The sequence below is a fragment of the Amycolatopsis oliviviridis genome (genome assembly GCF_014654365.1).
GTDB classification, from domain to species: domain Bacteria; phylum Actinomycetota; class Actinomycetes; order Mycobacteriales; family Pseudonocardiaceae; genus Amycolatopsis; species Amycolatopsis oliviviridis.
In genome coordinates this window covers 224656-248607 of the sequence record NZ_BNAY01000010.1, presented here as the reverse complement: position 1 = coordinate 248607, position 23952 = coordinate 224656, and the positions used below count along the sequence as shown (strand labels likewise).

General features: G+C 66.8%; 16 protein-coding genes. 10 read left to right on the top strand and 6 right to left on the bottom strand.

Translation table 11 applies throughout. The annotated features are described in order from the left end of the window. Nucleotides 1-139 precede the first annotated feature (139 nt). Nucleotides 140-8431, top strand: coding sequence for a DUF7927 domain-containing protein (locus IE302_RS35225; RefSeq protein WP_191258773.1), 8292 nt, complete (start codon nt 140-142; stop codon nt 8429-8431). 22 nt (nt 8432-8453) lie between these two features. Here the strand turns inward: IE302_RS35225 and IE302_RS35220 are convergent, their stop codons facing one another. Next, nucleotides 8454-8864: a RidA family protein gene (locus tag IE302_RS35220; RefSeq protein WP_191258772.1), complete on the bottom strand. Its 411-nt coding sequence runs from the start codon at nt 8862-8864 to the stop codon at nt 8454-8456. A gap of 326 nt (nt 8865-9190) precedes the next feature. Between IE302_RS35220 and IE302_RS35215 the strand changes: the two genes are divergently transcribed. Further along, nucleotides 9191-9859, top strand: a complete 669-nt coding sequence (locus IE302_RS35215; RefSeq protein WP_191258771.1) for a maleylpyruvate isomerase family mycothiol-dependent enzyme — start codon at nt 9191-9193, stop codon at nt 9857-9859. Nucleotides 9860-9862: 3 nt separating this feature from the next. Here the strand turns inward: IE302_RS35215 and IE302_RS35210 are convergent, their stop codons facing one another. After that, the gene (locus tag IE302_RS35210) at nt 9863-10189 is read right to left on the bottom strand and encodes a rhodanese-like domain-containing protein (protein WP_191258770.1); all 327 of its coding nucleotides are present in this window, start codon (nt 10187-10189) and stop codon (nt 9863-9865) included. An 81-nt stretch (nt 10190-10270) separates the two neighbouring features. On the opposite strand from IE302_RS35210, the gene IE302_RS35205 reads away from it, so the two are divergent. From IE302_RS35205 to IE302_RS35190, 4 genes are all read left to right on the top strand, one after another. Next, nucleotides 10271-10846: a TetR/AcrR family transcriptional regulator gene (locus IE302_RS35205; protein WP_191258919.1), complete on the top strand. Its 576-nt coding sequence runs from the start codon at nt 10271-10273 to the stop codon at nt 10844-10846. A 29-nt stretch (nt 10847-10875) separates the two neighbouring features. Next, nucleotides 10876-11268: a hypothetical protein gene (locus tag IE302_RS35200; RefSeq protein WP_229908128.1), complete on the top strand. Its 393-nt coding sequence runs from the start codon at nt 10876-10878 to the stop codon at nt 11266-11268. Nucleotides 11269-11356: 88 nt separating this feature from the next. Further along, complete coding sequence (secD, locus tag IE302_RS35195; protein WP_191258769.1) at nt 11357-13645, top strand: protein translocase subunit SecD; 2289 nt, start codon at nt 11357-11359, stop codon at nt 13643-13645. A 92-nt stretch (nt 13646-13737) separates the two neighbouring features. After that, entirely contained in the window at nt 13738-14925 is a 1188-nt protein-coding gene (locus IE302_RS35190; RefSeq protein ID WP_191258768.1) for a cation:proton antiporter, read from the top strand. A 359-nt stretch (nt 14926-15284) separates the two neighbouring features. Here IE302_RS35190 and IE302_RS35185 read toward each other — a convergent pair whose 3' ends face one another. Then, nucleotides 15285-15599 (bottom strand): hypothetical protein, encoded by a 315-nt coding sequence (locus IE302_RS35185; RefSeq protein ID WP_191258767.1) that lies wholly within the window; start codon nt 15597-15599, stop codon nt 15285-15287. Nucleotides 15600-15929: 330 nt separating this feature from the next. Between IE302_RS35185 and IE302_RS35180 the strand changes: the two genes are divergently transcribed. Next, nucleotides 15930-17798 (top strand): tetratricopeptide repeat protein, encoded by a 1869-nt coding sequence (locus tag IE302_RS35180; protein WP_191258766.1) that lies wholly within the window; start codon nt 15930-15932, stop codon nt 17796-17798. Between the two features lie 112 nt (nt 17799-17910). After that, nucleotides 17911-18441: an aldehyde dehydrogenase family protein gene (locus IE302_RS42925; protein ID WP_191258765.1), complete on the top strand. Its 531-nt coding sequence runs from the start codon at nt 17911-17913 to the stop codon at nt 18439-18441. On the opposite strand, the gene IE302_RS35170 is transcribed toward IE302_RS42925, so the two are convergent. Then, on the bottom strand, nt 18428-19321 hold the full coding sequence (locus IE302_RS35170) for a phosphotransferase family protein (protein ID WP_229908126.1): 894 nt from the start codon (nt 19319-19321) through the stop codon (nt 18428-18430). The two genes, IE302_RS42925 and IE302_RS35170, sit on opposite strands and share 14 nt — an antisense overlap. A gap of 45 nt (nt 19322-19366) precedes the next feature. Further along, complete coding sequence (locus IE302_RS35165) at nt 19367-19834, bottom strand: glycine-rich domain-containing protein (RefSeq protein ID WP_191258763.1); 468 nt, start codon at nt 19832-19834, stop codon at nt 19367-19369. 161 nt (nt 19835-19995) lie between these two features. On the opposite strand from IE302_RS35165, the gene IE302_RS35160 reads away from it, so the two are divergent. Next, entirely contained in the window at nt 19996-21462 is a 1467-nt protein-coding gene (locus IE302_RS35160; protein WP_191258762.1) for a helix-turn-helix transcriptional regulator, read from the top strand. 10 nt (nt 21463-21472) lie between these two features. Here IE302_RS35160 and IE302_RS42915 read toward each other — a convergent pair whose 3' ends face one another. Beyond that, nucleotides 21473-22783, bottom strand: a complete 1311-nt coding sequence (locus IE302_RS42915) for a DUF5919 domain-containing protein (RefSeq protein ID WP_229908124.1) — start codon at nt 22781-22783, stop codon at nt 21473-21475. A 162-nt stretch (nt 22784-22945) separates the two neighbouring features. Between IE302_RS42915 and IE302_RS35150 the strand changes: the two genes are divergently transcribed. Then, on the top strand, nt 22946-23929 hold the full coding sequence (locus IE302_RS35150) for a LysR family transcriptional regulator (protein WP_191258761.1): 984 nt from the start codon (nt 22946-22948) through the stop codon (nt 23927-23929). Nucleotides 23930-23952: the final 23 nt, after the last annotated feature.

The following is a 23952-nucleotide window of genomic DNA, read 5'->3' as shown; positions in this document are numbered from 1 at the left end:
AACGGGTTCTATCCAGGGGACACCGTCGGTCCCGGTTGCCGTAGACGATCTTGCCGACCCAGGATGACCGTCTATCGGACTCGCTGTCCCCGCCGTCCTGACCTGGGCCGACGGGAGCGAGGGGTGAGGCGGAGGCGGCATGGCGGAACGTCGTGGGCGGAATCGGTGGCGCCGGGGCCTGGCGCTGCTCACGGTGATCGTCGTGGCGCTGCTGATGGGCGCCCCGCTGCCCGCGAGCGCCCAGACGCAGCCGCGCGGGGCAGGCACCGAACGGCCGATCGGGCCGGAGCCGGTGTACTCCGGGCTGGCGCACGGCGGCATCACGATGGCCGCGAACTCGGTCGTGCAGTGTGGCGTCGGCGTGGTCTGCAACGAGTCCGCGAGCAACGCGAGCCCGGTGTCGTGGATCAAGACCGATCCGGCCGCGCCCGGGAACACCGCCTCCGCGGCGAATCTGAACGTCCCGGCCGGCGCGAAGGTGCTCAACGCCCGGTTGTACTGGCAGTTCAACCCGGTCGCCTCCAGCGGGACCTCCGGTGACGGCTCCCGGGGCAACCAGGTCTCGATGAAGACCCCGGGCTCCGGCGCCTACCAGCGGATCACCGCCGAGACCTACGACTGGTTCCCGGCGACCACCACGGGCGGCTTCCCGACCCTGTACGCCTACGGCGGCGCGGCCGACGTCACGAATCTCGTCACGAACGCCGGGACCGGGCAGTACACGGTCGCCGACATCCAGGCCTGCCAGGGCCAGTCGATCAGCGGGACCAACCTGGGCTGCTGGGGCGGCTGGTCGCTGGTCGTGGCCTACGAGCTGCCCAGCGAACCGCTGCGCTACCTCCAGGTATGGGACGGCTTGCAGCGGGTCGCCGGTGGCAGCACGCCCAGCTCGGCGACCATCGCGCTGAGTGGCATCAAGGCCCCGACCTCGCGCCAGCCGAACGTCGAACTCGGCATCGTCGCGGGTGACGGTGACGCGCCGATCACCGGTGACTACCTCCAGGTCGGCCCGAACGCGTCCAGCCTCCAGACCATCTCGATGCCTTCGCCCGCCGGAGTGTCGACCGACAACGCCTTCAGCAGCCGGATCGACCGGGTCGCGACCAACGGCTCGGGAACGAACGTCACCACCCGCAACCCCAATCCGGTGAACAACGTCGGCTACGACTCCCGCAGCATCGACATCACCGGCAAGGTCCCGGCCGGGACCACCGCGCTCCAGGTGAAGATCGGGACCGTCGGCGACGCGCTGTACCCGCAGACGATCTGGCTGGTCACCGACGCGCTCGAACCCGACCTGCAGATCACCAAGGCCAACGACCCCGTCGGCAACACGAACGACGCTCCGCCGGGTTACGTCACCAAGGGCGGCGACGTCACCTACACCTTCGACGTCGCCAACAAACACGCCGACGGCACCACCACCGACCTCGACACCGCCACGAACGTGGTGGTCACCGACACCCTCCCGGACGGCGTCACGTTCGTGGCCGGGTCCAATCCGGACTGTTCGGCGGCCGGGCAGGTGGTGACCTGCAGACTGCGGAATCTGGCGCCGGGGCAGTCGCAGAAGGTCGCCTTCAAGGTCAAGGTCGGCGCCTCGGTGCCGGACGGCACCAAACTCGACAACACCGGCAAGCTGACCTTCCGCGGCGAGGACACCGGCCGCCCGCAGGACCGCACCTCGAACACGGTGCGGAACACGGTCGCGTCGCCCGGGTATCAGCTGACCAAGACGGTCGACCTCGCCGAGGCGATCCCGGGGGACACCCTGACCTACCAGGTGACCCTGCGGAACACCGGCGTGATCCCGGTACCCGCGCTCACGGTGCGCGACACGCTGCCGCCGGGCACGACCCACGTGTCGTCCAGTCCCTCGAAGGGCACGGCGTCCGGTACCGGGCCGATCGACTGGGCCGTCACCGGTCTCGCCGTCGGGGAGACGGCCACGCTGACCGTGCGCGTGAAGGTCGAAGAAGCCGCCATCGGTAAGGAACTGGTGAACCGCGCGACCGTCCCGACCGGGCCGCCGCCGGTCGTCCCGCCCGACAACCGCTGCCCGGACGACCCCGCCGCCGCGTGCGCGAAGACCAAGGTGCCCGCGCCGTCGTACACGGTGACGAAGACCGCGGACAAGCAATCCGCCAACCCCGGCGACACCGTGCGGTACACGGTCAAGGTCGCCAACACCGGGAAGGTGACCGCGGCGGATCTCAAGGTCGTCGACGATCTGACCGGGGTGCTCGACGACGCGGTCTACCAGAACGACGCCACCGCGTCGCCTGGTTCGGTGTCCTACGCGGCGCCGAAGCTGACGTGGACCGGCACGCTCGCGGCGGGGAAGACCGCGGAGTTCACCTACACCGTCAAGGTGAAGAACCCGAACACCGGCGACAACCGGCTCAAGAACGTGGTGACGTCGGAGACCCCGGGCGGGAACTGTCCGCCCGGATCCACCGACCCGAAGTGCGGTACGACGACGCCGGTTTCCGGTCTGCTGATCGAAAAGACCGTGGACAAGCAGTCGGCGAACCCGGGCGACGTCGTGAAGTACACCGTCACGGTCAAGAACACCGGTCAGACGAAGCAGACCGGAGCGACGTTCACCGATGATCTGACGCAGGTCCTCGACGACGCGGACTACCGGAACGACGGCGCCGCGACCATCGGCGCGGTTTCCTTCGCTTCACCGAAGCTGACCTGGACGGGCGACCTCGGAGTCGGCGAGACGTCCACGGTGACCTACACGGTCAAGGTCAAGAATCCGAACACGGGCGACAACAAGCTCAAGAACACGGTGTCGTCGGAGACTCCGGGTGGGAACTGTCCGCCGGGTTCGACGGATCCGAAGTGCGGTACGACGACGCCGGTCTCGAGCTACAAGATCGAGAAGTCGGTCGACAAACAGTCGGCCAATCCCGGTGACGTCGTGAAGTACACGGTGACCGTCACGAACACTGGTCAGACGAAGCTGACCGGTGCGACGTTCACGGATGATCTGACGCGGGTTCTGGATGACGCGGACTATCAGAACGATGGTGCGGCGACGGTCGGTGCGGTGTCGTTCGCGTCGCCGAAGTTGACGTGGACCGGCGATCTTGAGATCGGTGCCACCTCCACGGTGACCTACACGGTGAAGGTCAAGAACCCCAATCCTGGCGACAAGACGATGTCCAATGTGGTCACTTCGGAGACGCCGGGCGGGAACTGTCCGCCGGGTTCGACGGACCCCAAATGCGGGACCACCACGCCGGTTTCGGGCCTGACGTTCGAGAAGTCGGTCGACAAGCAGTCCGCCAACCCGGGCGACGTCGTGAAGTACACCGTCACGGTCACGAACACTGGTCAGACGAAGCTGACCGGTGCGACGTTCACCGATGATCTGACGCGGGTTCTCGACGACGCGGATTATCAGAACGATGGCGCGGCGACGGTCGGTGCGGTGTCTTTCGTGTCGCCGAAGCTGACCTGGACCGGTGACCTCGACGTGGGCGGGACGTCCACGGTGACCTACACGGTCAAGGTGAAGAACCCGAACACGGGCGACAACAAGCTGATCAACACGGTCACTTCCGAAACCCCGGGCGGCAATTGTCCGCCGGGGTCGGCGGATCCGAAGTGCGGTACGACGACTCCGGTCTCGGGTTTCAAGATCGAGAAGACGGTCGACAAGCAGTCCGCCAACCCGGGTGACGTGGTGAAGTACACGGTCACCGTGGCGAACACCGGTCAGACGAAGCTGACCGGTGCGACGTTCACGGACGATCTGACCCAGGTTCTCGACGACGCGGATTACCAGAACGACGGTGCCGCGACCATTGGCACGGTGTCGTTCGCTTCACCGAAGCTGATCTGGACCGGCGATCTTGAGATCGGTGCCACCTCCACGGTCACTTATACGGTGAAGGTGAAGAGCCCGAACCCCGGTGACAACAAGCTGTTCAATGTGGTCACCTCGGAGACCCCGGGCGGGAACTGTCCGCCGGGCTCGACGGATCCGAAGTGCGGCACCACGACGCCGGTGTCGGGTTTGAAGATCGAGAAGTCGGTCGACAAGGAGTCGGCGAACCCGGGTGACGTGGTGAAGTACACGGTCACCGTGGCGAACACCGGTCAGACGAAGATCTCCGGTGCGACGTTCACGGATGATCTGACCCAGGTTCTCGACGACGCGGATTACCAGAACGACGGCGCGGCGACGATCGGTGCGGTGTCGTTCGCGTCGCCGAAGTTGACGTGGACCGGCGACCTCGACGTCGGTGCCACCTCCACGGTGACCTACACGGTCAAGGTGAAGAACCCGAACACGGGCGACAACAAGCTGATCAACACGGTCACGTCCGAAACGCCGGGCGGCAACTGCCCGCCGGGATCCACCGACCCGAAGTGCACCACGACCACTCCGGTCTCGGGTTTCAAGATCGAGAAGGCAGTCGACAAGGAGTCGGCCAACCCCGGCGACGTCGTCAAGTACACCGTCACGGTCACGAACACCGGTCAGACCAAGCTGACCGGCGCGACCTTCACCGACGACCTGACCCAGGTTCTCGACGACGCGGACTATCGGGACGACGGTGCCGCGACCATCGGTGCGGTGTCCTATGTGGCGCCGAAGCTGACTTGGACGGGCGACCTCGAGATCGGCGCCGCGTCCGCGGTGACCTACACGGTGAAGGTCAAGAACCCCAATCCCGGCGACAAGACGATGTCCAATGTGGTCACTTCGGAGACGCCGGGCGGGAACTGTCCGCCGGGTTCGACGGATCCGAAGTGCGGCACGACGACGCCGATTTCCGGTCTGCTGATCGAGAAGTCGGTCGACAAGCAGTCCGCCAACCCGGGCGACGTGGTCAAGTACACGGTCACGGTCACCAATGTCGGGCAGACGAAGCTTTCGGGTGCGACGTTCACGGATGACCTGACGCAGGTCCTGGACGACGCGGACTATCGGGACGACGGTGCCGCGACCATCGGTGCGGTGTCCTATGCGGCGCCGAAGCTCACCTGGACGGGCGACCTCGAAATCGGCGGGGTTTCGACCATCACCTACACGGTCAAGGTGAAGAACCCGAACTCCGGGGACAACAAGCTGTCCAATGTGGTCACGTCCGAGACGCCCGGCGGGAACTGCCCGCCGGGTTCCACGGATCCGAAGTGCGGCACGACCACGCCGGTGTCGGGCTACAAGATCGAGAAGGCGGTCGACAAGCAGTCCGCCAACCCGGGCGACGTGGTCAAGTACACGGTCACGGTCGCCAACACCGGTCAGACGAAGCTGACGGGTGCGACGTTCACCGATGATTTGACGCAGGTTCTAGACGACGCCGACTATCAGAACGATGGCGCGGCGACGATCGGTGCGGTCACGTTCGCGTCGCCGAAGCTGACCTGGACCGGTGATCTCGAAATCGGCGCCACCACCACGATCACCTACACCGTGAAGGTCAAGAACCCGAACACGGGCGACAACAAGCTCAAGAACGCGGTGTCCTCGGAGACGCCGGGTGGGAACTGCCCGCCGGGTTCGACGGATCCGAAGTGCGGCACCAAGACGCCGGTGTCGGGTTTGAAGATCGAGAAGGCGGTCGACAAGGCTTCGGCGAACCCGGGTGATGTCGTGAAGTACACGGTCACCGTGACCAACACGGGGCAGACCAAGCTGGCCGGTGCGACCTTTACCGACGACCTGACACAGGTGCTCGACGATGCCGCCTATCAGAACGACGGTGCCGCGACGATCGGTGCGGTGTCCTATGTGGAGCCGAAGCTGACCTGGACCGGTGACCTCGACATCGGTGCCACCTCCACGGTCACTTACACGGTGAAGGTCAAGAACCCCACCGCCGGCGACAACAAGCTCATCAACACTGTCACTTCCGAAACGCCGGGCGGGAACTGCCCGCCGGATTCCACGGATCCGAAGTGCACCACGACGACGCCCGTGTCGGGCTTGAAGATCGAGAAGGCGGTCGACAAGGCCTCGGCGAACCCCGGTGACGTTGTGAAGTACACGGTCACCGTCACGAACACCGGTCAGACCAAGATCCCCGGTGCGACCTTCACGGACGACCTGACGCAGGTACTCGACGACGCGGACTATCAGAACGACGGCGCCGCGACCATCGGCGCGGTCACGTTCGCCTCGCCGAAGCTGACGTGGACCGGCGACCTCGGCGTCGGTGACAAGGCGACGGTGACCTACACCGTCAAGGTCAAGAACCCGAACACCGGCGACAACAAGCTCAAGAACGCGGTCACCTCCGAGACGCCGGGCGGCAACTGCCCGCCTGGCTCGACGGATCCGGCTTGCGGCACGGAAACCCCGGTGTCGGGTCTGAAGATCGAGAAGGCGGTCGACAAGGCCTCGGCGAACCCCGGTGACATCGTGAAGTACACGGTCACCGTCACGAACACGGGGCAGACCAAGATCTCCGGTGCGACCTTCACCGACGATCTGACCCAGGTGCTGGACGACGCGGATTACCTGAACGACGGCGCGGCGACGATCGGTGCGGTGTCCTACGCCGAGCCCGAACTGACCTGGACCGGTGACCTCGACGTCGGCGCGACGGCCACGGTGACCTACACGGTCAAGGTGAAGAACCCGAACTCCGGCGACGACAAGCTCACCAACGTGGTGACGTCGGAGACGCCGGGCGGCAACTGTCCTCCGGGATCCACGGATCCGAAGTGCGGCACGACCACTCCGGTGTCCGGGCTGCTCATCAAGAAGACCGCCGACAAGAAGACGGTCGATCCCGGCGACACGGTGAAGTACACGATCACCGTCACCAACACCGGGCAGACCAAGCAAACCGGTGCGACGTTCATCGACGACATGACGGAGGTCCTGGACGACGCCGACTACCAGAACGACGGCGCGGCCACCATCGGCGGCGTCACCTACGCGGCCCCGAAGCTGACGTGGACCGGTGATCTCGACCTCGGGCAGACCTCGACCATCACCTACACGGTCAAGATCAAGAACCCGGACACCGGTGACAAGAAACTGTCCAATGTGGTCACCTCGGAGACGCCGGGCAACAACTGCCCGCCGGGTTCCACCGACCCGAACTGCGTCGCGGACGTGCCGTCCCGCGAGCTGACGGTCAAGAAGACGTCGGACAAGCAGACCGCAAACCCGGGCGACGTCGTCACCTACACCGTGTCCGTCACCAACACCGGCAAGGTCGATCTGGTCGGCGAGGACGCCGCACGGGTCACGGACGACCTGTCCGAGGTGCTGGACGACGCCGACTACCGGGATGACGCCGTGGCGGCCCCGGTCGCCGGGACGTTCGCCTTCACCGCGCCGAACCTGGTGTGGACCGGCGATCTCCCGGTGGGGGCGTCGACCACGCTGAAGTACTCGGTGAAGGTGAAGAACCCGGTCACGGGCGACCACGAACTGCGGAACACCGTCAGCACCAACACCCCGGGCACCTGCCCGCCGCAGTCCGACGACCCGGCGTGCTCGACCGTGACGCCGGTGCCCGGGATCTCGTTGGAGAAGAAGGCGGACAAGGCCACGGCCAACCCGGGCGACGTCGTCAAGTACACGGTGACGGTCCGCAACACCGGCAAGACGAAACTGACCGGCGCGACGTTCACCGACGACCTCACCGAGGTCCTCGACGACGCCGTGTTCCAGAAGGACGGTGCGGCGACGATCGGTTCGGTGACCTATGCGGAACCGAAGCTGACCTGGACCGGCGACCTGGAGATCGGGCAGACGGCGACGGTCACCTACAGCGTCAAGGTGACCAAGACCGGCGGCGACGGCAAGCTCACCAACGTGATCACCACCGACACCCCGGGTGGCAACTGCCCGCCGGGCAGCAAGGATCCGAAGTGCGGCACGACGACGCCGTTGTCCAGCCTGAAGATCAAGAAGACGGTCGACAAGACGGAGGCCAAGCCGGGCGAGGTCGTCACGTTCACCGTCACGGTGGAGAACACCGGGCAGGCGGTGGTGGACGACGCGACTTTCACCGACGACCTGAGCCAGGTGCTGGACGACGCCACCTTCGACGGCACCGCGAAGGCCAGCACGGGAACGGTCACCTACTCCGCGCCCAAGCTCACCTGGAAGGGCGAGCTGAAGCCGGGGGAGAAGGCCACCGTCACCTACGCGGTCACCGTGCGGAAGCCGGCGACCGGTGACCACCGCCTGCGCAACGTGGTCACGTCCGACACCCCGGGCGGCAACTGCCCGCCGGGTTCGGAGAACCCCGACTGCGGGACCGACACCCGCGTGCCGCCGACTCCGCAGCCGCCGGACAAGCCGAACCCGCAGCCGCCGCCCACCCCGCGCCCGCCTGGCCTCGCGGTCACCGGTTCGCCGGTGAAGACGATGTCGATCCTGGCGCTGGGCATGCTGGCCATCGGCGCGCTGCTGCTCCTCGCCGGACGGAGGCGCCGGGAGTCCTGACCGGCGCGGTGCCCCGGCCGGCTCAGCGCCGGGGCACCGCGATCAGCGCTTCGACCTCGACGACGAGCTCGGGCCGGGCCAGCGCGGCCACCACGATCAGCGACTGGGCGGGCCAGTCCGCTTCCGGGTACCAGCGGGTGAAGGTCTCGCGCATCGCCGAGCGGAAACCGCCGAGGTGCTCGGTGCCGGACAGCATGCTGAAGATCTTGACCAGGTGCTCCGGTCCGGCGCCCGAGGCTTCGAGCAGTCTTTCGAGGTTGGCGAGCAACGCGCGGGTCTGGGACTCGGCGTCGGGCCCGGCGAGTTCGCCGTCGGGCAGCACGCCGACCTGACCGGACACGACGACGAGCTCGTGATCGGCGGGTACGCGGACCAGATGGCTGTACGGCCCGATCGGGGCCGCCACGGTCTCCGGATTCCAGCGCTGGATCATCGGTCCCACACTTTCTCTTGAGGGGTAAGGCAAAGATGGCGGGTCAAGTGAGGCGTGGGTTGGGGTGGTCGTGAGTGGTGAGTGACGTTAGAACGACACTTACCACTCACGACCACCTTGGCCCGGCGCGGTCTGGCGGGTCGGCGGCGTTGCGAAAGCCTTCTCGCGACCTCCGAACCTGACAACCGCCGGGCGAGCGAGCATGACACCTTTGCCCTACCCCTCAATAAGTGCGCGGCGTGCTGCGCCTTCGATTATCGAAGACCGATGATTCCGCACCCCGGCGGGAGTCTCTCCTGTGCAGGACGATGACTGGAGGGACCCGGATGACGGATTCAGGACCGAAGGCGCGCGACCGCGCCACGACGGGGGTCTGGCCGCTGATCCGCACCGAGCGGGCGGCGCTGGCGAACGACCTCACGGGACTCGGCGAAGAGCGGTGGAAAACGCCGTCACTGTGCGCCGGACTGTCGGTGCGCGAGGTGCTCGCGCACCTGACCGCGGGGGCGAGCCTCACGCCGGCGCGGTGGTTCGCCGGGGTGATCCGCTGCCGGTTCGATTTCGACAAGCAGGTCGCCCTGCGGCTGGCCGAGCAGCTGGGCGAGGACGGCGCCGAGACGCTGGAGCGGTTCCGCCGTGTCGTCAGCAGCACGACGAAACCACCCCTGCCCAAGATGGCGATGCTCGGCGAGGCGATCGTCCACGCCGAGGACATCCGCCGTCCGCTCGGCCTGCGCCGGGACTACCCGATCGCCGTCCTCACCGCGCTGGCCGGGTACTACCAGGGCGCCGACATGGTGGTGATGGCGAAAGGGCGCATCGGCGGGCTGCGGCTGGAAGCGACCGACGGCCCCTTCGCCGTCGGGTCGGGTCCGCTCGTCTCGGGTACGACCCTGGCGCTGATCATGGCCATGACCGGACGGGCGGCCTACCTGGGCGACCTCGGCGGCGACGGCGTCCCGATCCTGCGACGGCGCGTCCCGCCGCAGGTCTGAGAGTCAGTCCTGTTCGAGGGGCAGGCCCGCGTCGGCCCAGTCCTCGATGCCCTCCCGGTACTTGCGGACGTCGGAGTAGCCGAGGGCGGTGAGCCGGTCGGCGACCTGTCCGCTGTTGGGGCACGCGGGGTTCGAGCAGTAGGTGACGATCGCGGCGCCGCGATCGGGCAGGACGGTCGCGGCCCGCGCGTCGACGTCGGCGAGGACCAGGGGAACGGCGCCGGGCAGATGCTGCTTGGCGTAGTACTCGCCACCCAACGCGTCGACCACCGTCACGGTCTTCGCGTCGATCGCGGCCTTCAGCTCGTCACGGGTGATGAGTGCGGTCATGTCGCTACCTCCGGTTAATCGGACTAGAGTCCATATGTGCCTCACGACCATAACGGACCACAGTCCGCTTCTGCAACGTCTCTGGAACTTCTGCGTACGCCGCCGCCCAAGGAACGCGCCGACGCCGCCCGCAACCGGGCCGCCATCCTGGACGCGGCCGCGTCGCTGTTCGACGGGCACGACGTCGAAGCGGTGTCGATGGACCAGGTCGCGGCGGCCGCGGGAGTGGGCAAGGGGACGCTGTTCCGCCGCTTCGGGGACAAGGCGGGGCTGGCCGCGGCGCTGCTGGACGCCCGGGAACGCGTGCTCCAGGAAGGGATCCTGCACGGCCCGCCGCCGCTGGGGCCGGGCGCTCCGCCGGCCGAACGGCTCGTGGCCTTCGCCGACGCGTACGTCGACTACGTGCTCAAGCACCTGCCTCTGGTGCGGATGTCGGAGACCGCGGCGCCGGGCGCGCGCTACCGCATCGGGGCCTACCGGTTCTGGCACCGGCACGTCGCGATCCTGCTCGACGGCGTCCCCGATCCCGAGCACGCCGCGCACGCCCTGCTCGCCCCGCTGGCGGCCGAGCATCTGACCGCGTTGCTTCCGGAACTGGGGGAGGGCCGCGTCCGCGCGGGGATCACGCGCCTGTGGCGGCAGGCCGGATCCCAGTAGGGTGTCGTCGAGAACCTGGGAGCGTGTCGATGACGGTGGACAGCCGGAGGTACCGGCCTGCGAGGCGGGCCGTGCTGGTCCTGCTCGCCGCCGTGCTCACCTCGCTCGGCCTGTTCCTCGCGCCGCACTCGGGTGATTCCGCATCGGCGGACGAGTCGCGCGGGGCGAACGCGACGGTCGACTCCTCGGTCTCCAAGGCCGTCGCGCCGGTGCGCGCCATGGGCAGGCTCGCCGCCGAACCCTCGCTGCTGGGTGTGCACGGTCACGGTGACCTGCCTCTCTTCGGGACCGTCCCGCACGGGCCCGCGTCCACGACCCTGCTCCGCCTCAGCGAACTCCACGACGACGTCACTCCTCCCCGGCGCACGGCGAACCGCCTCGCGCTGGGCGATCGCGCTCCTCCCATCCCGGTAGCCGTCTGAAGCTCCCGGGCGCGACTTCCGCGTGCCCGGACCGGGACTCCGCGCGCCTTTCGCCGCGCGCGGAGGAATTCATCGAGGAGAAACCTTCGTGCCGCGCGAAACCGCGCGGCGAGGTATGACCGGGCGAGCCGTCGTCTCGCTGGTCGTCCTCGCCGCGACCGTGTACCTGTTGCTGACCACCGCCCCGCGCCTGGGGCTCGATCTGCGTGGTGGCACGCAGATCGTGCTGGAGACCAAGAATTCGCCCACCGTCACCGCCGACGCCGAGACCACCGACCGGACGCTCGAGGTGCTGCGCCGCCGGGTCGACGCGCTGGGTGTCGCCGAGCCCATGCTCGCCCGCTCCGGGGACAACCGGATCATCGTCGAACTGCCCGGCGTGCGGGATCCGCGCGAAGCCGTCGAGGTGATCGGCCGCACCGCGCAACTGTCCTTCCACCCGGTGGCCGGCGTCGGGTCGGCCCCCGGCGACAAGCCGGACACCCGTGTCCTTCCCGATGAGAGCGGACAGCCGATCACGCTGGGACCCGCCGCGCTGACCGGCGAAGGCGTCGACGAGGCACGCTCGTCGATCGATTCGCAAGGAGGCGGCGGCTGGCTCGTTTCCGTTGACTTCAAAGGGGATTCCGGTCGTGCCTGGGAACGGCTGACCGGGCAGGCGGCCTGCTCGCCGCCCGGTGACCCGACCCGCCGGGTGGCGATCGCGCTCGACGACAAGGTGATCTCGTCGCCCCAGGTGAGCCCGCAGGTCGCCTGCGGGGTCGGGATCGTCGGCGGTAGCACCCAGATCACCGGGCAGTTCTCCCCGGCCGAAGCGAAGGATCTGGCGTTGCTGATCAACGCCGGCGCGCTGCCGACACCGGTCGAGATCATCGAGCAGCGGACCGTCGGTCCCACGCTCGGTGCCGCCGCGATCGACGCCAGCGCCCGCGCCGCCGTGATCGGCCTGGCGCTGACCGCGCTGTTCCTGCTCGCGGTGTATCGCCTGGCCGGGCTGATCGCCGTGGGCACACTGGTGGCGTACGCCGCCGTGTCCTACGCCGCCCTGCTCGCCGTCGGCGCGACACTGACCTTGCCGGGGCTCGCCGGGTTCGTCCTCGCCATCGGCATGGCCGTCGACGCCACCGTGCTCGTCTTCGAACGGGCGAGAGAGGAACACTCGGTCAAACGCGGGGGCTCGCTGCCGCGGTCGGTCAGCCGCGGGTTCAGCGGCGCGTTGTCGGCGATCGTCGATTCGAACGTGACCACGTTGCTCGCCGCGGGACTGTTGTTCTGGCTGGCGTCCGGGCCGGTGCGCGGATTCGGGGTGACGCTGTCCATCGGTGTCGTCGTGGCCCTGTTCATCTCGCTCGTGCTCACGCGCTTGCTGCTGCACCTCACGATGCGCGGGTTCGTCGCGCGCAAACCGCGGCTTTCCGGGCTCACCCACGAGGGCAAGGTCCGTCAATGGGTGAACCGGCGTGACCCGGAGTTCCTCGGCAAACCCCGGCGCTGGCTGATGGTCGCGGGCGCGGTCGTCATCGCCGCGATCGCGGGACTGTTCGTGGCGGGGCCGAACCTCGGCGTCGAGTTCACCGGCGGCCGGGTGATCGAATACAGCACTTCGTCGCCCGCCGACGTCGAGCAGGTCCGCGACGCGGTCTCCGACGCCGGATTCCCCCGCGCCGTCGTGCAGCTGTCCGGTGAGAAGGACATCTCGGTCCGCACCGAGCCGATCGACGACGCCGCCACCGAGCGGATCCGGGCCGCGGTCTCCGGGGTCGCCGGGGACGCCACCGAGATCCGTGACGAGCAGATCGGCCCGAGCCTCGGCGCCGAACTGCGCACCAAGGCGGTGATCGCGCTCTGCCTCGCGGTGCTGGCGCAGCTGATCTACCTGGCGGTACGGTTCGACTGGCGGCTCGGGCTGGCCACCGTGGCCGCGCTCGCCCAGGACGTCCTGATCATCCTCGGGATCTTCGCCTGGCTGGGCAAGTCCATGGACGGCGTCTTCCTCGCCGCGCTGCTGACCGTGATCGGCTACTCGGTCAACGACTCGGTGGTGGTCTTCGACAGGGTCCGCGAAGTGCGGGGACAGCGGCGCAAGGAGCCGTTCCCGCGCGTCGTCGGCACGGCCGTGCTGCAGACGCTGCCCCGGACGATCAACACCGGGATCGGCGTGCTGTTCGTGCTCGGTGCGCTGCTGTTCCTCGGGGACGGTTCGCTGGCCGACTTCGCCCTCGCGCTCCTGTTGGGACTCGTCGCCGGCACAGTGTCCACTGTGGCCACCGCCGGTCCCGTCGCGATCCTGCTCGACAAGCGGTGGCCGGGGGCCGGACGTCCCGATCGCAAGCCGTCGCGGACACAAAAGCGCGACGACAACGGCGCGGTGGTGTGATCGGCGTTCCTTTGTGGACCGCCGCGCTCCGCCCGGCCTCTATGCTCGTTCCCGGTGGCAGGGGAGTCCACCGGGAACGAGGGACGGGGTAGATGATCCAGAGCGTGCTCGTCGGTGCGGTCGTCGTGCTGGCTTGGACGATGACGGCGGCACGGCTGGAACGGTGGCAGATCACCGCTCCGATGGCGATGGTCACGGCGGGGCTGGCGATCGGGTTCAGCACCCGCAACGACCTCGGCAACGGGCTCAACACCGAGATCGCGCTCAACGCGGCGGAACTGATCCTCGCGTTGCTGCTGTTCGTGGACGCCACCGCGGTGAAGGGCGGCTATCTCGGTCATGACGCCAAAACCGCGGTGCGGCTGCTGCTCATCGCGCTGCCGCTGACGATCCTGATCGTGATGGGCGTCGGCTTGCTGACGCTTCCCGGCCTCGGCTGGGCGGCGGTCCTGCTGATCGCCTGCATCATCGCGCCGACGGACTTCGCGCCGGCGACGTCGGTGGTGCACGACGTCCGGCTGCCCGAACGCGTGCGGCATCTGCTGAACGTCGAAAGCGGGTACAACGACGGCGTCGTCGCGCCGGTGTTCATCTTCGCGCTCACCCTGGCGGGGAGCCATCATCAGGCGAACACGCCGGGCGAGGCGCTGCAGGCCGCGATCCCGGCGGCGTTGCTGGCCGTGCTGGCGGGCTCCGTCATCGGCGCGGTGGCCGCGGTGGCGATGAACGTGACGGGCAAACACGGCTGGTCGACGCGGCACTCCGCGCGGGTCGCCGCCGTCGCCTTGCCGCTGCTGACCTACACCGCCGCCGTCGCGATCGGCGGCAACGGTTTCGTCGCCGCGTTCATCTGCGGCATCGCCTACAAGACCGCCCGGCATCCCGGCGAGGAGGAACTCGGGCTCGCCGAGGACGTCAGTTCGCTGTGCGGGCTGCTGATGTGGTTCGTCTTCGGCAGCACTGCGGTACTGGTGCTGTCCTTCGGCCTGACGTGGGGTGTGGTGATCGTCAGCGTCGTCGCGCTGACCGTCGCCCGGCTGATCCCGGTGCTGCTCACCTTGCTGCGCACCGATTTCCGGTGGCGAGACCGGATGACGATCGGCCTGCTGGCGCCACGCGGTGCGGCGTCGATCGTGTTCGGGCTGCTGGCCTTCAACTCACTCGACGGCGAAGCGGCGGACGTCGCGCTGAGCGTCATGGCGGTGACCGTGCTGGCGAGCGTCGTCGCACACGGTGTCGGTGCGACAGCGTTCCTGAACCGGAAATCGAAGACCTCGTGAGTGGTGAGTGTCGTTCTCACGGACTTGTATTTACCTACCCACTGGTGTGGCTGGCTCGGCCTTGGTGGTGAGGGATTCGTGGGTATGAACGGGCCCAGATCCGTCATCGGCGGGGCTCTGCTTTGTCTCGGTGTCGGGTGGAGCTTGTGCTGGATGCCGGTGTGGTCGACGGGGGAGGATTCCGGCCGTTGAACGTCCGGAATCCTCCCCTGTCATCTCGTCTGCGGCCGGTCGTGACCGGCAGCCGCTGAACCGCCACCCTCGCGCAGGTCAGGCATAGGTCGGTAAATGCTGGTCCGTTCTAACGACACTCACCACTCACGACCACCCGGCCGGAAGTCCTCGCCGCGCACGAGCGGTCAGGCGCTCATCGCCTTCCTGATCGCCGCTTCGAGCGCTTTCACATGCTTCGAATTCATGCCGCCGTAGGTGAAGGTGTTCATGTCCACCTTGTCGGCGTACATGGGCACGTCCTCGACGATCGTCTTGGAGGCGCCGGGTACCTCGAAGACGAGCCTTCCCGGCTTGAACGCCGTCGGCGGGATGTTCTTGATACCGCTGATCTTCTCGACGCTGAAGGTATGCCTCCGGTTGCCGGGGCCTTTGACGGCCGCCTTGATCGTGATCGTCCGGCCGCTGAAGCTGATGGATCGACGTCTGGCGTGGATGTGCACGAACCCTCCCCTGGGTGCGAAAGAGGGCACTTTATGAGGAGCGGGATCGACCGGGCGAGCGCCGTTCCCGAACCGTTATCGGTCGTAAGGTGGCGCCGTTGGCTGGACAGCGCGGGCTGGGGGGTGTCACCGGCTGCGGCTACAGTGTCCGGTTGATGTGATGGGCGTGATGACGAGGCCAGGTCGGGGAGGACCATGCCACCGATACCGCGACAGTTGCCGCCGGACGTTTCCCGGTTCACCGGGCGGCGCTCCGAGCTGGGTGAACTCGACAGCGCGAGCACGGACGCGACAGCCGTGGTGATCTCGGCTATCGCAGGTGCGCCTGGAATGGGTAAGACCTCGCTGGCGGTGCACTGGGCCCACCAGTCACGGGAGCGGTTTCCGGACGGTGAGCTCTACGTGAACCTTCGCGGCTTCGACCCGGGCCCTCCAGTTCCTGCGGAGCAGGCGCTGAACGGTTTCTTACACGCGCTCGGACTTCTGAGTGAACAGATTCCGCGCACTGTGGAAGCCATGAGCGGAATTTACCGGTCTTTGCTGGCCGGTCGTCGAATGCTGGTGGTACTGGACAACGCTGCGACCGCCGAGCAAGTCCGCCCGCTCCTTCCCGGTTCGCCGTCCTGCATGGTGATTGTGACCAGCCGGAACCGGCTCTCCGGGCTTGTCGCTCGTGACGGCGCGCAGCGTGTTACTTTGGACATCCTGTCGTTGTCGGAAGCGACGTCACTCCTGCGGAGCATTGTCGGCGGCCGACGCGTGGACGAGGAACCCGCAGCGACAGCTGCACTGGCTCGGATGTGCGGTTGCCTGCCTCTGGCTTTGCGCATCGTCGCGGAGCGGGTGACGCGTCGCCCCCAAGTTCGGATATCCAAGTTGATGGCGGAACTGTCGTCGGAGCACGACCGCCTTGACGCTCTCACGTCGGACGATGACGAGATGGCGACGGTACGTGCAACTTTTTCCTGGTCGTATCGTGCGCTCAATCTGGACGCGGCGAGGATGTTCCGGCTGTTGGGCTTGAACCCCGGTCCGCATATCTGTACGAGCGCGGCGGCGGCGCTGGTCGACATCACGGAGAACGAGGCCAGGAGGCAGCTCGACGCACTTGTCAGCGTGCATCTGATCACTGAGGTCCAACAGGACAGGTTCCAGTTCCATGATCTTTTGCGCACGTACGCGTTCGAGTGCAGTAAAGACGACGACGATTACGCGAACGCGACGACAAGACTGCTCGAGTGGTACCTGCACAGCGCTCACTCCGGGTTATTCAGTCTTTACCCGCAGCATCCGGTGGTCCCGCTCGCCGCGCTGACCACTCATGTCAAGCCGCTGACCATCGAAGACCGTCCTGCGGCGATAGCATGGTTCGACGCCGAGTACCTCAACCTGATGGCCGTCATCCGCAAGGTCGCCGAGCACGGCAACGATACGGTCGCCTGGCAGCTCCCTAACATCATTGATTGCTATCAAGCTCTCCGTGAGTATGCCGACGACCGCATCGAAGTGCATCAGCTAGGACTTAAGGTTGCCCGAAGAATCCAGGACAAATTGGGGATGCGGTGGGCGTTAGGTCACCTGGGTGAGGCTTACGAAGAGGTGGATCGGTTAGAAGAGACTGTACCGCTGGCAATTGAGGCGCTGGCGATAGCCAGAGAAATAGGGGACCGATGGGGAGAGGCAAATTCAATGCTCAGCCTCGGTCGCTCTCGTAGGCGGCAGGGTCTATTGGATCAGGCGGAGATGCTCTTCAGTGAGGGTTTATCGGCTTATCGCGAAGTTGGGCATCGTCGCAATGAAGGGAATGCGCTTATCAATCTTGCTCAAGTGTTTCACTTGCAGAAAAGGACTGCGGAATCACTTGTTTTTGCTGTGAAAGCCATTGAAATACAAGAGTCCATTGGCAATTTGGGTGGTGCGTCGTGGACCCGCAAGGCTCTTGCTCAGATATATATCGACCTTGGTCGAAATGTCGATGCCATCGAACATCTTCTGTGTGCTTTAAGGATCGACAGGATCTCGGATCGCCCACGCAGCGTCGCGGAGACGCTCGACTCGCTCGGCCGAGCGTTCCAGCTCAAGGGCGACTCTGCGGAAGCCCGCGTGCACTGGCTGGAAGCGCTCGAGATCTTCGAGAATCTCAACTCGCCTGTCGCGGACAAGGTTCGCGACCAGCTGGGTTGCCTTCCCGGCGACTGACCTCGGTCCCAAGGTGGCGCCGTTGGTCAAAGTGCGTGCGGGTACGCGCAAGTCGCCCCCGGGGTTTCTTGCGAGCGTGACGGGAGCATCGTCACGCGAGCAGGAGGAGACCATGACTTTGACCGCCGATCCCAGGTCCGGGTTCACCAGCGGAGTGTTCATCGACGGGTCCTGGTCGGACACGGCGGAGACGTTCGACGACCTCAACCCGGCCACCGGTGAGGTGCTCGCGAAGGTCGCCGACGCGAGCGCGGAGGACGTGGATCGTGCCGTCAAGGCGGCGCGTGCGGCGCTGGAAGGCGTGTGGGGAGAGACCCCGGGTGTCGAGCGGGGGCGTCTGCTCAACCGGCTCGCCGATCTGGTCGAGCGGGACGCGGGGGAACTGGCCCGGCTCGAAGCGCTCGACATCGGCAAACCGGTGGGCCAGCCCGCGATGCTGGACGTGCCGAACACGATCGCCACGTTCCGGCACTTCGCCGGCTGGGCCGACAAGATCCAGGTCGACCCACGGCTGCGGGTGCGCGGGGTGGCGGGCCTGCGCGTCGCGGACGCCTCGATCATGCCGGTCGTCCCGTCGTGCAACACGAACGCGCCGTCGATCATGGTGGGAGAGAAGGCGGCCGACCTGATCACCGGCAGGTGACGGCGAGTGGCGATTCACCGCCATTCGGTGTCTCCCCGAGGTAAAATCGGGCGATGGAGCGAGCGGCCGGCGTGAGCTGGTTCCACAGTGGCCGCGGCTGTACTTCTCGCAGGTACTCCCAGATGCCCCAGATCTCCACGGCCAGTGCGAGGCGAATGTCCGGCGAGGTGCGCTGCCAGATCGGTAGTTCCTCCGCCCATCGGTCAGCTTTGGCGGGACTGTGCCCGGCTGCCACGAGACGGGCGATCAGGAACGCGATGTCCACCGCCGCGGAGCTTTTGCGTGACCATGCCCAGTCGACGATGACCACACGATCACCGGAGACCAGCATGTTCAGGGGATGCAGGTCGGTGTGGACCAGGTTGTCTCCGTCGGCGGCATCGACCGCACACGCTTCCCAGCTCATTAGTCGATCCAGGTTCCGGGCCGTCCACTGGTCCAGTACGGTCCGGTTCTCTGCCAGTCGCCGCCATGGCGCTAACCGTGCCCACTGTTCGGCGAGCCGGGGAGCGTTGTGAGAACAGTTCGTCAGATCGCGGCCGAGCATGGCCACGGTGTTCGTGACCAGGAGCAGGTCCGCCGACCCCGGCGCGAGGTCGGCATGACGTCCGGCCACATGGTCGAAACCGAGCAGGAGCCAACCATCCGTCTCGGTACGCCATCGCAGCTTGGGCGCCCAAGCCGAAGAAAGCTGCGGGTTGATCTCCGCCTCGTGACGATGCATCGCGCCACGCTTGCCTTCGGCGTCGGCTATTCCCTTGCAGAACACCGGAGCGCCCTCCACGAGGTGGAGCGTCGCGGAGAAGTCGGAGTTCCGGCCCGCCGAGGGGATCTCGGCCGCGCGCACCGGCCCCGTTTGCCGCTCGATCGCGGCGCGCACTGGCTCCGGTAGCTCATCCCAGGTACTGCGAACCATCGATCCTCTTCAGAGTGTGGGCGGCGGGTCGTCGTGGCAGCCATTGTGACAGCCCGTGCACGAACCTGTCGCTGACCGTGGCCAGAGGTCTGGATCGACTATGAATCCCGCGGTCCGGATCGCGGTCACCGTGCGGGCCAACGTGTCACGGGCCTGCTCGCCCTTGGCGTCCGGATCGTTCTCGTCGGTGGGCACGTGATGCAGGAACCGCCCGGCCGATCGACTGCAAAACGCGGCGTAGTCCTTGGTGTGAAGCAGGAAGGTGTGCCAACCGATGTCCACGAGCTCGCTCGGCGCGAAGCGTGAATCGGCATCGGCCGCGCAGGCCGACAGGAACGCGAGTGCCTGATCCAGGATGCGTTCAGCGAGAGCTTGATCCATTTTCTCGTCCGTGACGATGCGTCGCACAAGGCGGGAGAACAGCTCAGGCGAGATCAATGACCTGCCGGTCGCACCCTGGGAAAGGGTCGCTGTCATGTCAACTCCTCCGGTCGGAATCTCGGGATCCATTCCAGCAGCGGGCGACGATGGCCTCCAGGTCGCCGCGCCCACGTTCCATGCCCGAGCGCAGGACGAGATCTGGACGTTTGTCGGACGTTGGGTCTTACTCCGTGAGTTCCAGGCGTTACGGTGAGCGCATGGCGTCTCACGGTTCTCACCAGGTGCCCAACGTTCTGCTGGTAGCTCTGCGTAAGGCACGAGGGCTCTCGCAACAGGAGCTCGCCGAGGCCTTGAACAGGCTTTCGATCGATGCCCACGGGCGGGGCCTGACGCTGACCGGGAAGGCCGTTTACCGTTGGGAAACCGGAGAGTCGGCATCACCGAAGCCATATTATGGACGCTTGCTGTCGGAGTTCTTCCAAGTGCCGATCTGCGAACTGGGCTTCGTGCGACCTCAGTCGGCAGTCGAGACACCGTGGGACGAAGCAGAAGCTCCGAGGAGGTCCGATCCGCCCTCTGGGGTCGCGGCGGTCGAGCAACGACATTGGCTTGATACACGTAAGGCTCTCGGTACGGCTCGGCGAGCTCTCGCTATCACCGCTGCTCAGCTGTATTCCGGCCATCAGCTGGACGGCCTCGGCCAAGCGGGGGTGCTCACCTGCCCGGAGTGGATCCCCGCGGAGCCCGTCCCGCTTCAGCGCGTCCGGATCGCTCTCGACCCCGCCGGTGCCGAACCGGTCGTCAGCGGCGGCGAAGTGGAGTCCGAGGGCGTTCGGCCACTCACGGGAGCAGTCCATCGGTACCGCCGCTATCACGACGCGATCCGGGACCTGGCTCTCCCGAAACTCTTCGAAAACAGACTGTGCTTTCGTCTCACCGGGGTCGAGCAGACCGCAGGCGCTCTTCACCTTCAGTTCGGGCACATGGGATTCTTCGACGCGATAGACATCAACGAAGCGGTCGCCCACGAAACCGCCGAACATCATCTCGGGAAGACTCACGACGGCGCCTACGTCACCGCGAAGCCATCTTGGCGGCGATTGTCGTTCCGTAAACTGATCGGTGACCCCTTCGACCTCGAACGCCGGACGTTGATGGGCGCCGTCGGCACGCTCACCATCCGCGGCGGCGATTCTCCCAGCGTCGTACTGCACCATCGCGATGGCGCACGCGTCGCCGGCGGCGGTGGAATGACGCATCTGCTCCCGGCTGGGATCTTCCAGCCGTCGAGTGTCCTGCCGGCGGCCGTGTCGGCGGACTTCTCACTCTGGCGCACCATCCAGCGCGAGTATGCCGAGGAACTACTCGGGCACGATGAATACGACGGGACCGGCCGTCCGATCGCCTACGACGTCCTGGAGCCCTTCGTCACCATGGACCGAGCCCTGAGTGATGGGCGGATCAAGGTGTGGTGTCTCGGTATCACGCTCGACGCTCTGACCCTCTCCGGCGACATCCTTACCGCGGCAGTGATCGAACCCGACCTGTACGACGAGTTGTTCGCCGCCGCGGTGGCCACCAACGCCGAAGGAGACTTGTCCGCTCGAGCGGTGCCCTTCGAAGCCAACACACTTCGGTACCTGCGAGCCGCGGGCTCCCTCTCACCGGGCGCGGCGGCTGCCTTGCACCTGGCTTGGACGCACCGAAGACACCTTCTCTCGTGACCGGTCCTGGTCAGTTGCCCGGTGTCTCCACCTCGTCCAAGGCCAGCTCGTACGGTTCGCCGCTGTCCCACAAGGCGTCCGCCTCGCCGAGCAAGGTCCGGTACGCCGCGCCGTCCGCGGGCTGCAGGACGAACTTCGGCTCACCCGCGGCCTGGTAGGTGTAGTACTCGGCGAACAGGGCCGAGCCGGTGGCGATCACCCCGATGGCGATGGGATGCGCGACGAGCCGGACGGAGAGATCGCCGCCGGTCGAGCGGCGCAGTTCGGTCAGTACCCGGAGTGTGTGGAGGACGCGTTCACGGGCGCTCTCCGGCGAACGTACCGCGTGGTAACGGGAAGCCGCCGTGTCGATCGCGGGCGAATGAGGGTCGATCAGCACGAACCGGATCTTGGCTCCGGCGCGTAACCGTTCTTCGAGCTTGCCGTAGCCGTTGTTCACCAAGGTGTTGCGGGCCAAACCGGTGACCAGCAGTTCCTTCGCACCGTCCATGGCCTCGGCGAGTTCGGGGCCGAAGTCCTCGCTGAACACCGGGCGGCGCGCTCGCGTGATCCTGTCCGCGGGGGACAGTGGCCAGGGCGTGCCGTCCTCCCACAGCCGTTCCGCTTCGTCGGCGAAGTGCCGGTACCAGGGTGCGTCCTTCGGTTCCACTGTGAACACGGGCGAGGCTTCACCGGTCGGCCGGTATTCGTAGTGCTGTACGCAGATCAGTCCCCGTTTGGTGGAGACGTCGAGACAGTTGAAGCCCGCGGAGGAGATCCGCGACGACACCCGGATCTCCAGCCTGCCGCTCGTCCTGCTCTTCAAGGACGTCAGTTCGTCCAGGGTCGCGAGGATCCGCTGCCGCAGCCGCCCCTGTCCGAGGCCTTGGGAAGTTCGGCGATCGGCGACCGCGACGAGTTCTTCATCGGTCGGATCCAGGACAAGGACCCGGATTCGTCCGCCCGATTCCAGGATCGACCGGATGTCACTGCGCATTCCCTGCACGGTCCTGGTCATCGAATGGCCGATGAGGAGGATGTCGAAAGCCTCGGCACGCCGGGTGATGAGGTTCGCGGGGAACTCCGGCTCGAAGAGTGCCGCGGGGCCGCCCCGGTTCGAGTCCCGGACCTGTTCGGTCAGCCTCCGCGAGCGGATCTGCGAGAAGGCGAGCAAGGCCAGCAGCGCCGTCACCACGGACGAAAGCGTTTTGACGTCCGAGATCCCGGTCGCGCCCAGGACGGTGAACACGAGCGCGACGACGCCCAGTACATACAGATCCAGGTTGTCGTCGGTGATCACGCGCGCCAGCGATCGCCGGATCCGTCCACGCTCGTCCGCCACTGAACCCCCTCTTCTTCGGTTCCGTGGTGACAGTATCGGGCGGACGCCCTGGCATGTCCGGGATTGCTGACATCGATGGCATACCGCGAACCAAGCGATACGAAGCCATTTGGCTCAATCGTTTGTCTGGTCCAGTCCAGTTATGTCTACTAACGTAGAGGGATGGAGCTGGAACTGCGCCACCTGCGCATCATGTGCGCGATCGCCGAACTCGGGAGTATCACCAAAGCGGCGAACACGCTCGGAATGGCGCAGCCTGCACTGACAGCACAACTGAAGCGCATCGAACGGACACTCGGCGGGAAGCTCTTCCTGCGCGATCACACGGGCACCAGGCCGACAGCGCTCGGTCTCCTGGTCCTCGACCGGGCCAAGATGGTGCTCCCCGCCGTGTCGTCGCTGCACGACGAGGCCGCGCGCCTCGCCCAGCACGCCGGCACCGGCGAGCCGATGACCTTGCGGCTCGGCTCCGCGACGGGGCCGATGCTCGGGGCGCTCCTGCAGCGCCTCGGCACCACCCATCCGGACATCCATGTCGCCACGCATACGTCGTGGTCGGCCAACAAACTCGCGGACATGACGGCGGAGGGCGGGCTCGACTTCGCCTTCGTCGGTGTCTGCGGTGACGCAGCCCCGCCGCCGGAGCCCGGTCTCCGCTGGCGGACGCTCGCGCATCATCCGGTGTTCGTGCTGATGTCGGCGCGGGACGAACGCGCGCAGCAGAACGAGGTCGAGCTCGGTGAGCTGGCGAACGAACGGTGGTGCGCGACCCCGGGCGACGGGTGTTTCGGCGACTGTTTCGCCTCCGCGTGCGCGCGGTCGGGGTTCACGCCGCGTTCGCTCTACGAGACCGATGTGCTGACCTGTATCGAGATGGTCGAGTCAGGACACGCCGTGGTGTTGTGCCAGCCGTTGTTCCACGAGATCCCGGGTATCGTCGCGGTCCCCATCGCCGGGAATCCGTTGAGCTGGCGGAATCTCGTCGGCTGGTCGGAGCGCGGGGAGATGGGTCCCTTCGCCGCGGAGATGATCGCCCTGTCCCGCGCGGTGTACGGCGAACTGATCGACCGGCGGCCGACCTACTCGAAGTATCTGGAGTTGAACCCGGGTTACGGCGTGGACTACACGGACGCCGGAGTGGGCTGACCAGCGCGAAAGCCGTCGAAAGG

What these genes read in the sequence shown, in the direction of transcription:
- IE302_RS35225 (WP_191258773.1), top strand. Translation starts at nt 140, where the DNA reads ATGGCGGAACGTCGTGGGCGGAATCGGTGGCGCCGGGGCCTGGCGCTG.
- IE302_RS35220 (WP_191258772.1), bottom strand. Translation starts at nt 8,864, where the DNA reads ATGATCCAGCGCTGGAATCCGGAGACCGTGGCGGCCCCGATCGGGCCG.
- IE302_RS35215 (WP_191258771.1), top strand. Translation starts at nt 9,191, where the DNA reads ATGACGGATTCAGGACCGAAGGCGCGCGACCGCGCCACGACGGGGGTC.
- IE302_RS35210 (WP_191258770.1), bottom strand. Translation starts at nt 10,189, where the DNA reads ATGACCGCACTCATCACCCGTGACGAGCTGAAGGCCGCGATCGACGCG.
- IE302_RS35200 (WP_229908128.1), top strand. Translation starts at nt 10,876, where the DNA reads ATGACGGTGGACAGCCGGAGGTACCGGCCTGCGAGGCGGGCCGTGCTG.
- IE302_RS35190 (WP_191258768.1), top strand. Translation starts at nt 13,738, where the DNA reads ATGATCCAGAGCGTGCTCGTCGGTGCGGTCGTCGTGCTGGCTTGGACG.
- IE302_RS35180 (WP_191258766.1), top strand. Translation starts at nt 15,930, where the DNA reads ATGGGTAAGACCTCGCTGGCGGTGCACTGGGCCCACCAGTCACGGGAG.
- IE302_RS42925 (WP_191258765.1), top strand. Translation starts at nt 17,911, where the DNA reads ATGACTTTGACCGCCGATCCCAGGTCCGGGTTCACCAGCGGAGTGTTC.
- IE302_RS35165 (WP_191258763.1), bottom strand. Translation starts at nt 19,834, where the DNA reads ATGACAGCGACCCTTTCCCAGGGTGCGACCGGCAGGTCATTGATCTCG.
- IE302_RS35160 (WP_191258762.1), top strand. Translation starts at nt 19,996, where the DNA reads ATGGCGTCTCACGGTTCTCACCAGGTGCCCAACGTTCTGCTGGTAGCT.
- IE302_RS35150 (WP_191258761.1), top strand. Translation starts at nt 22,946, where the DNA reads ATGGAGCTGGAACTGCGCCACCTGCGCATCATGTGCGCGATCGCCGAA.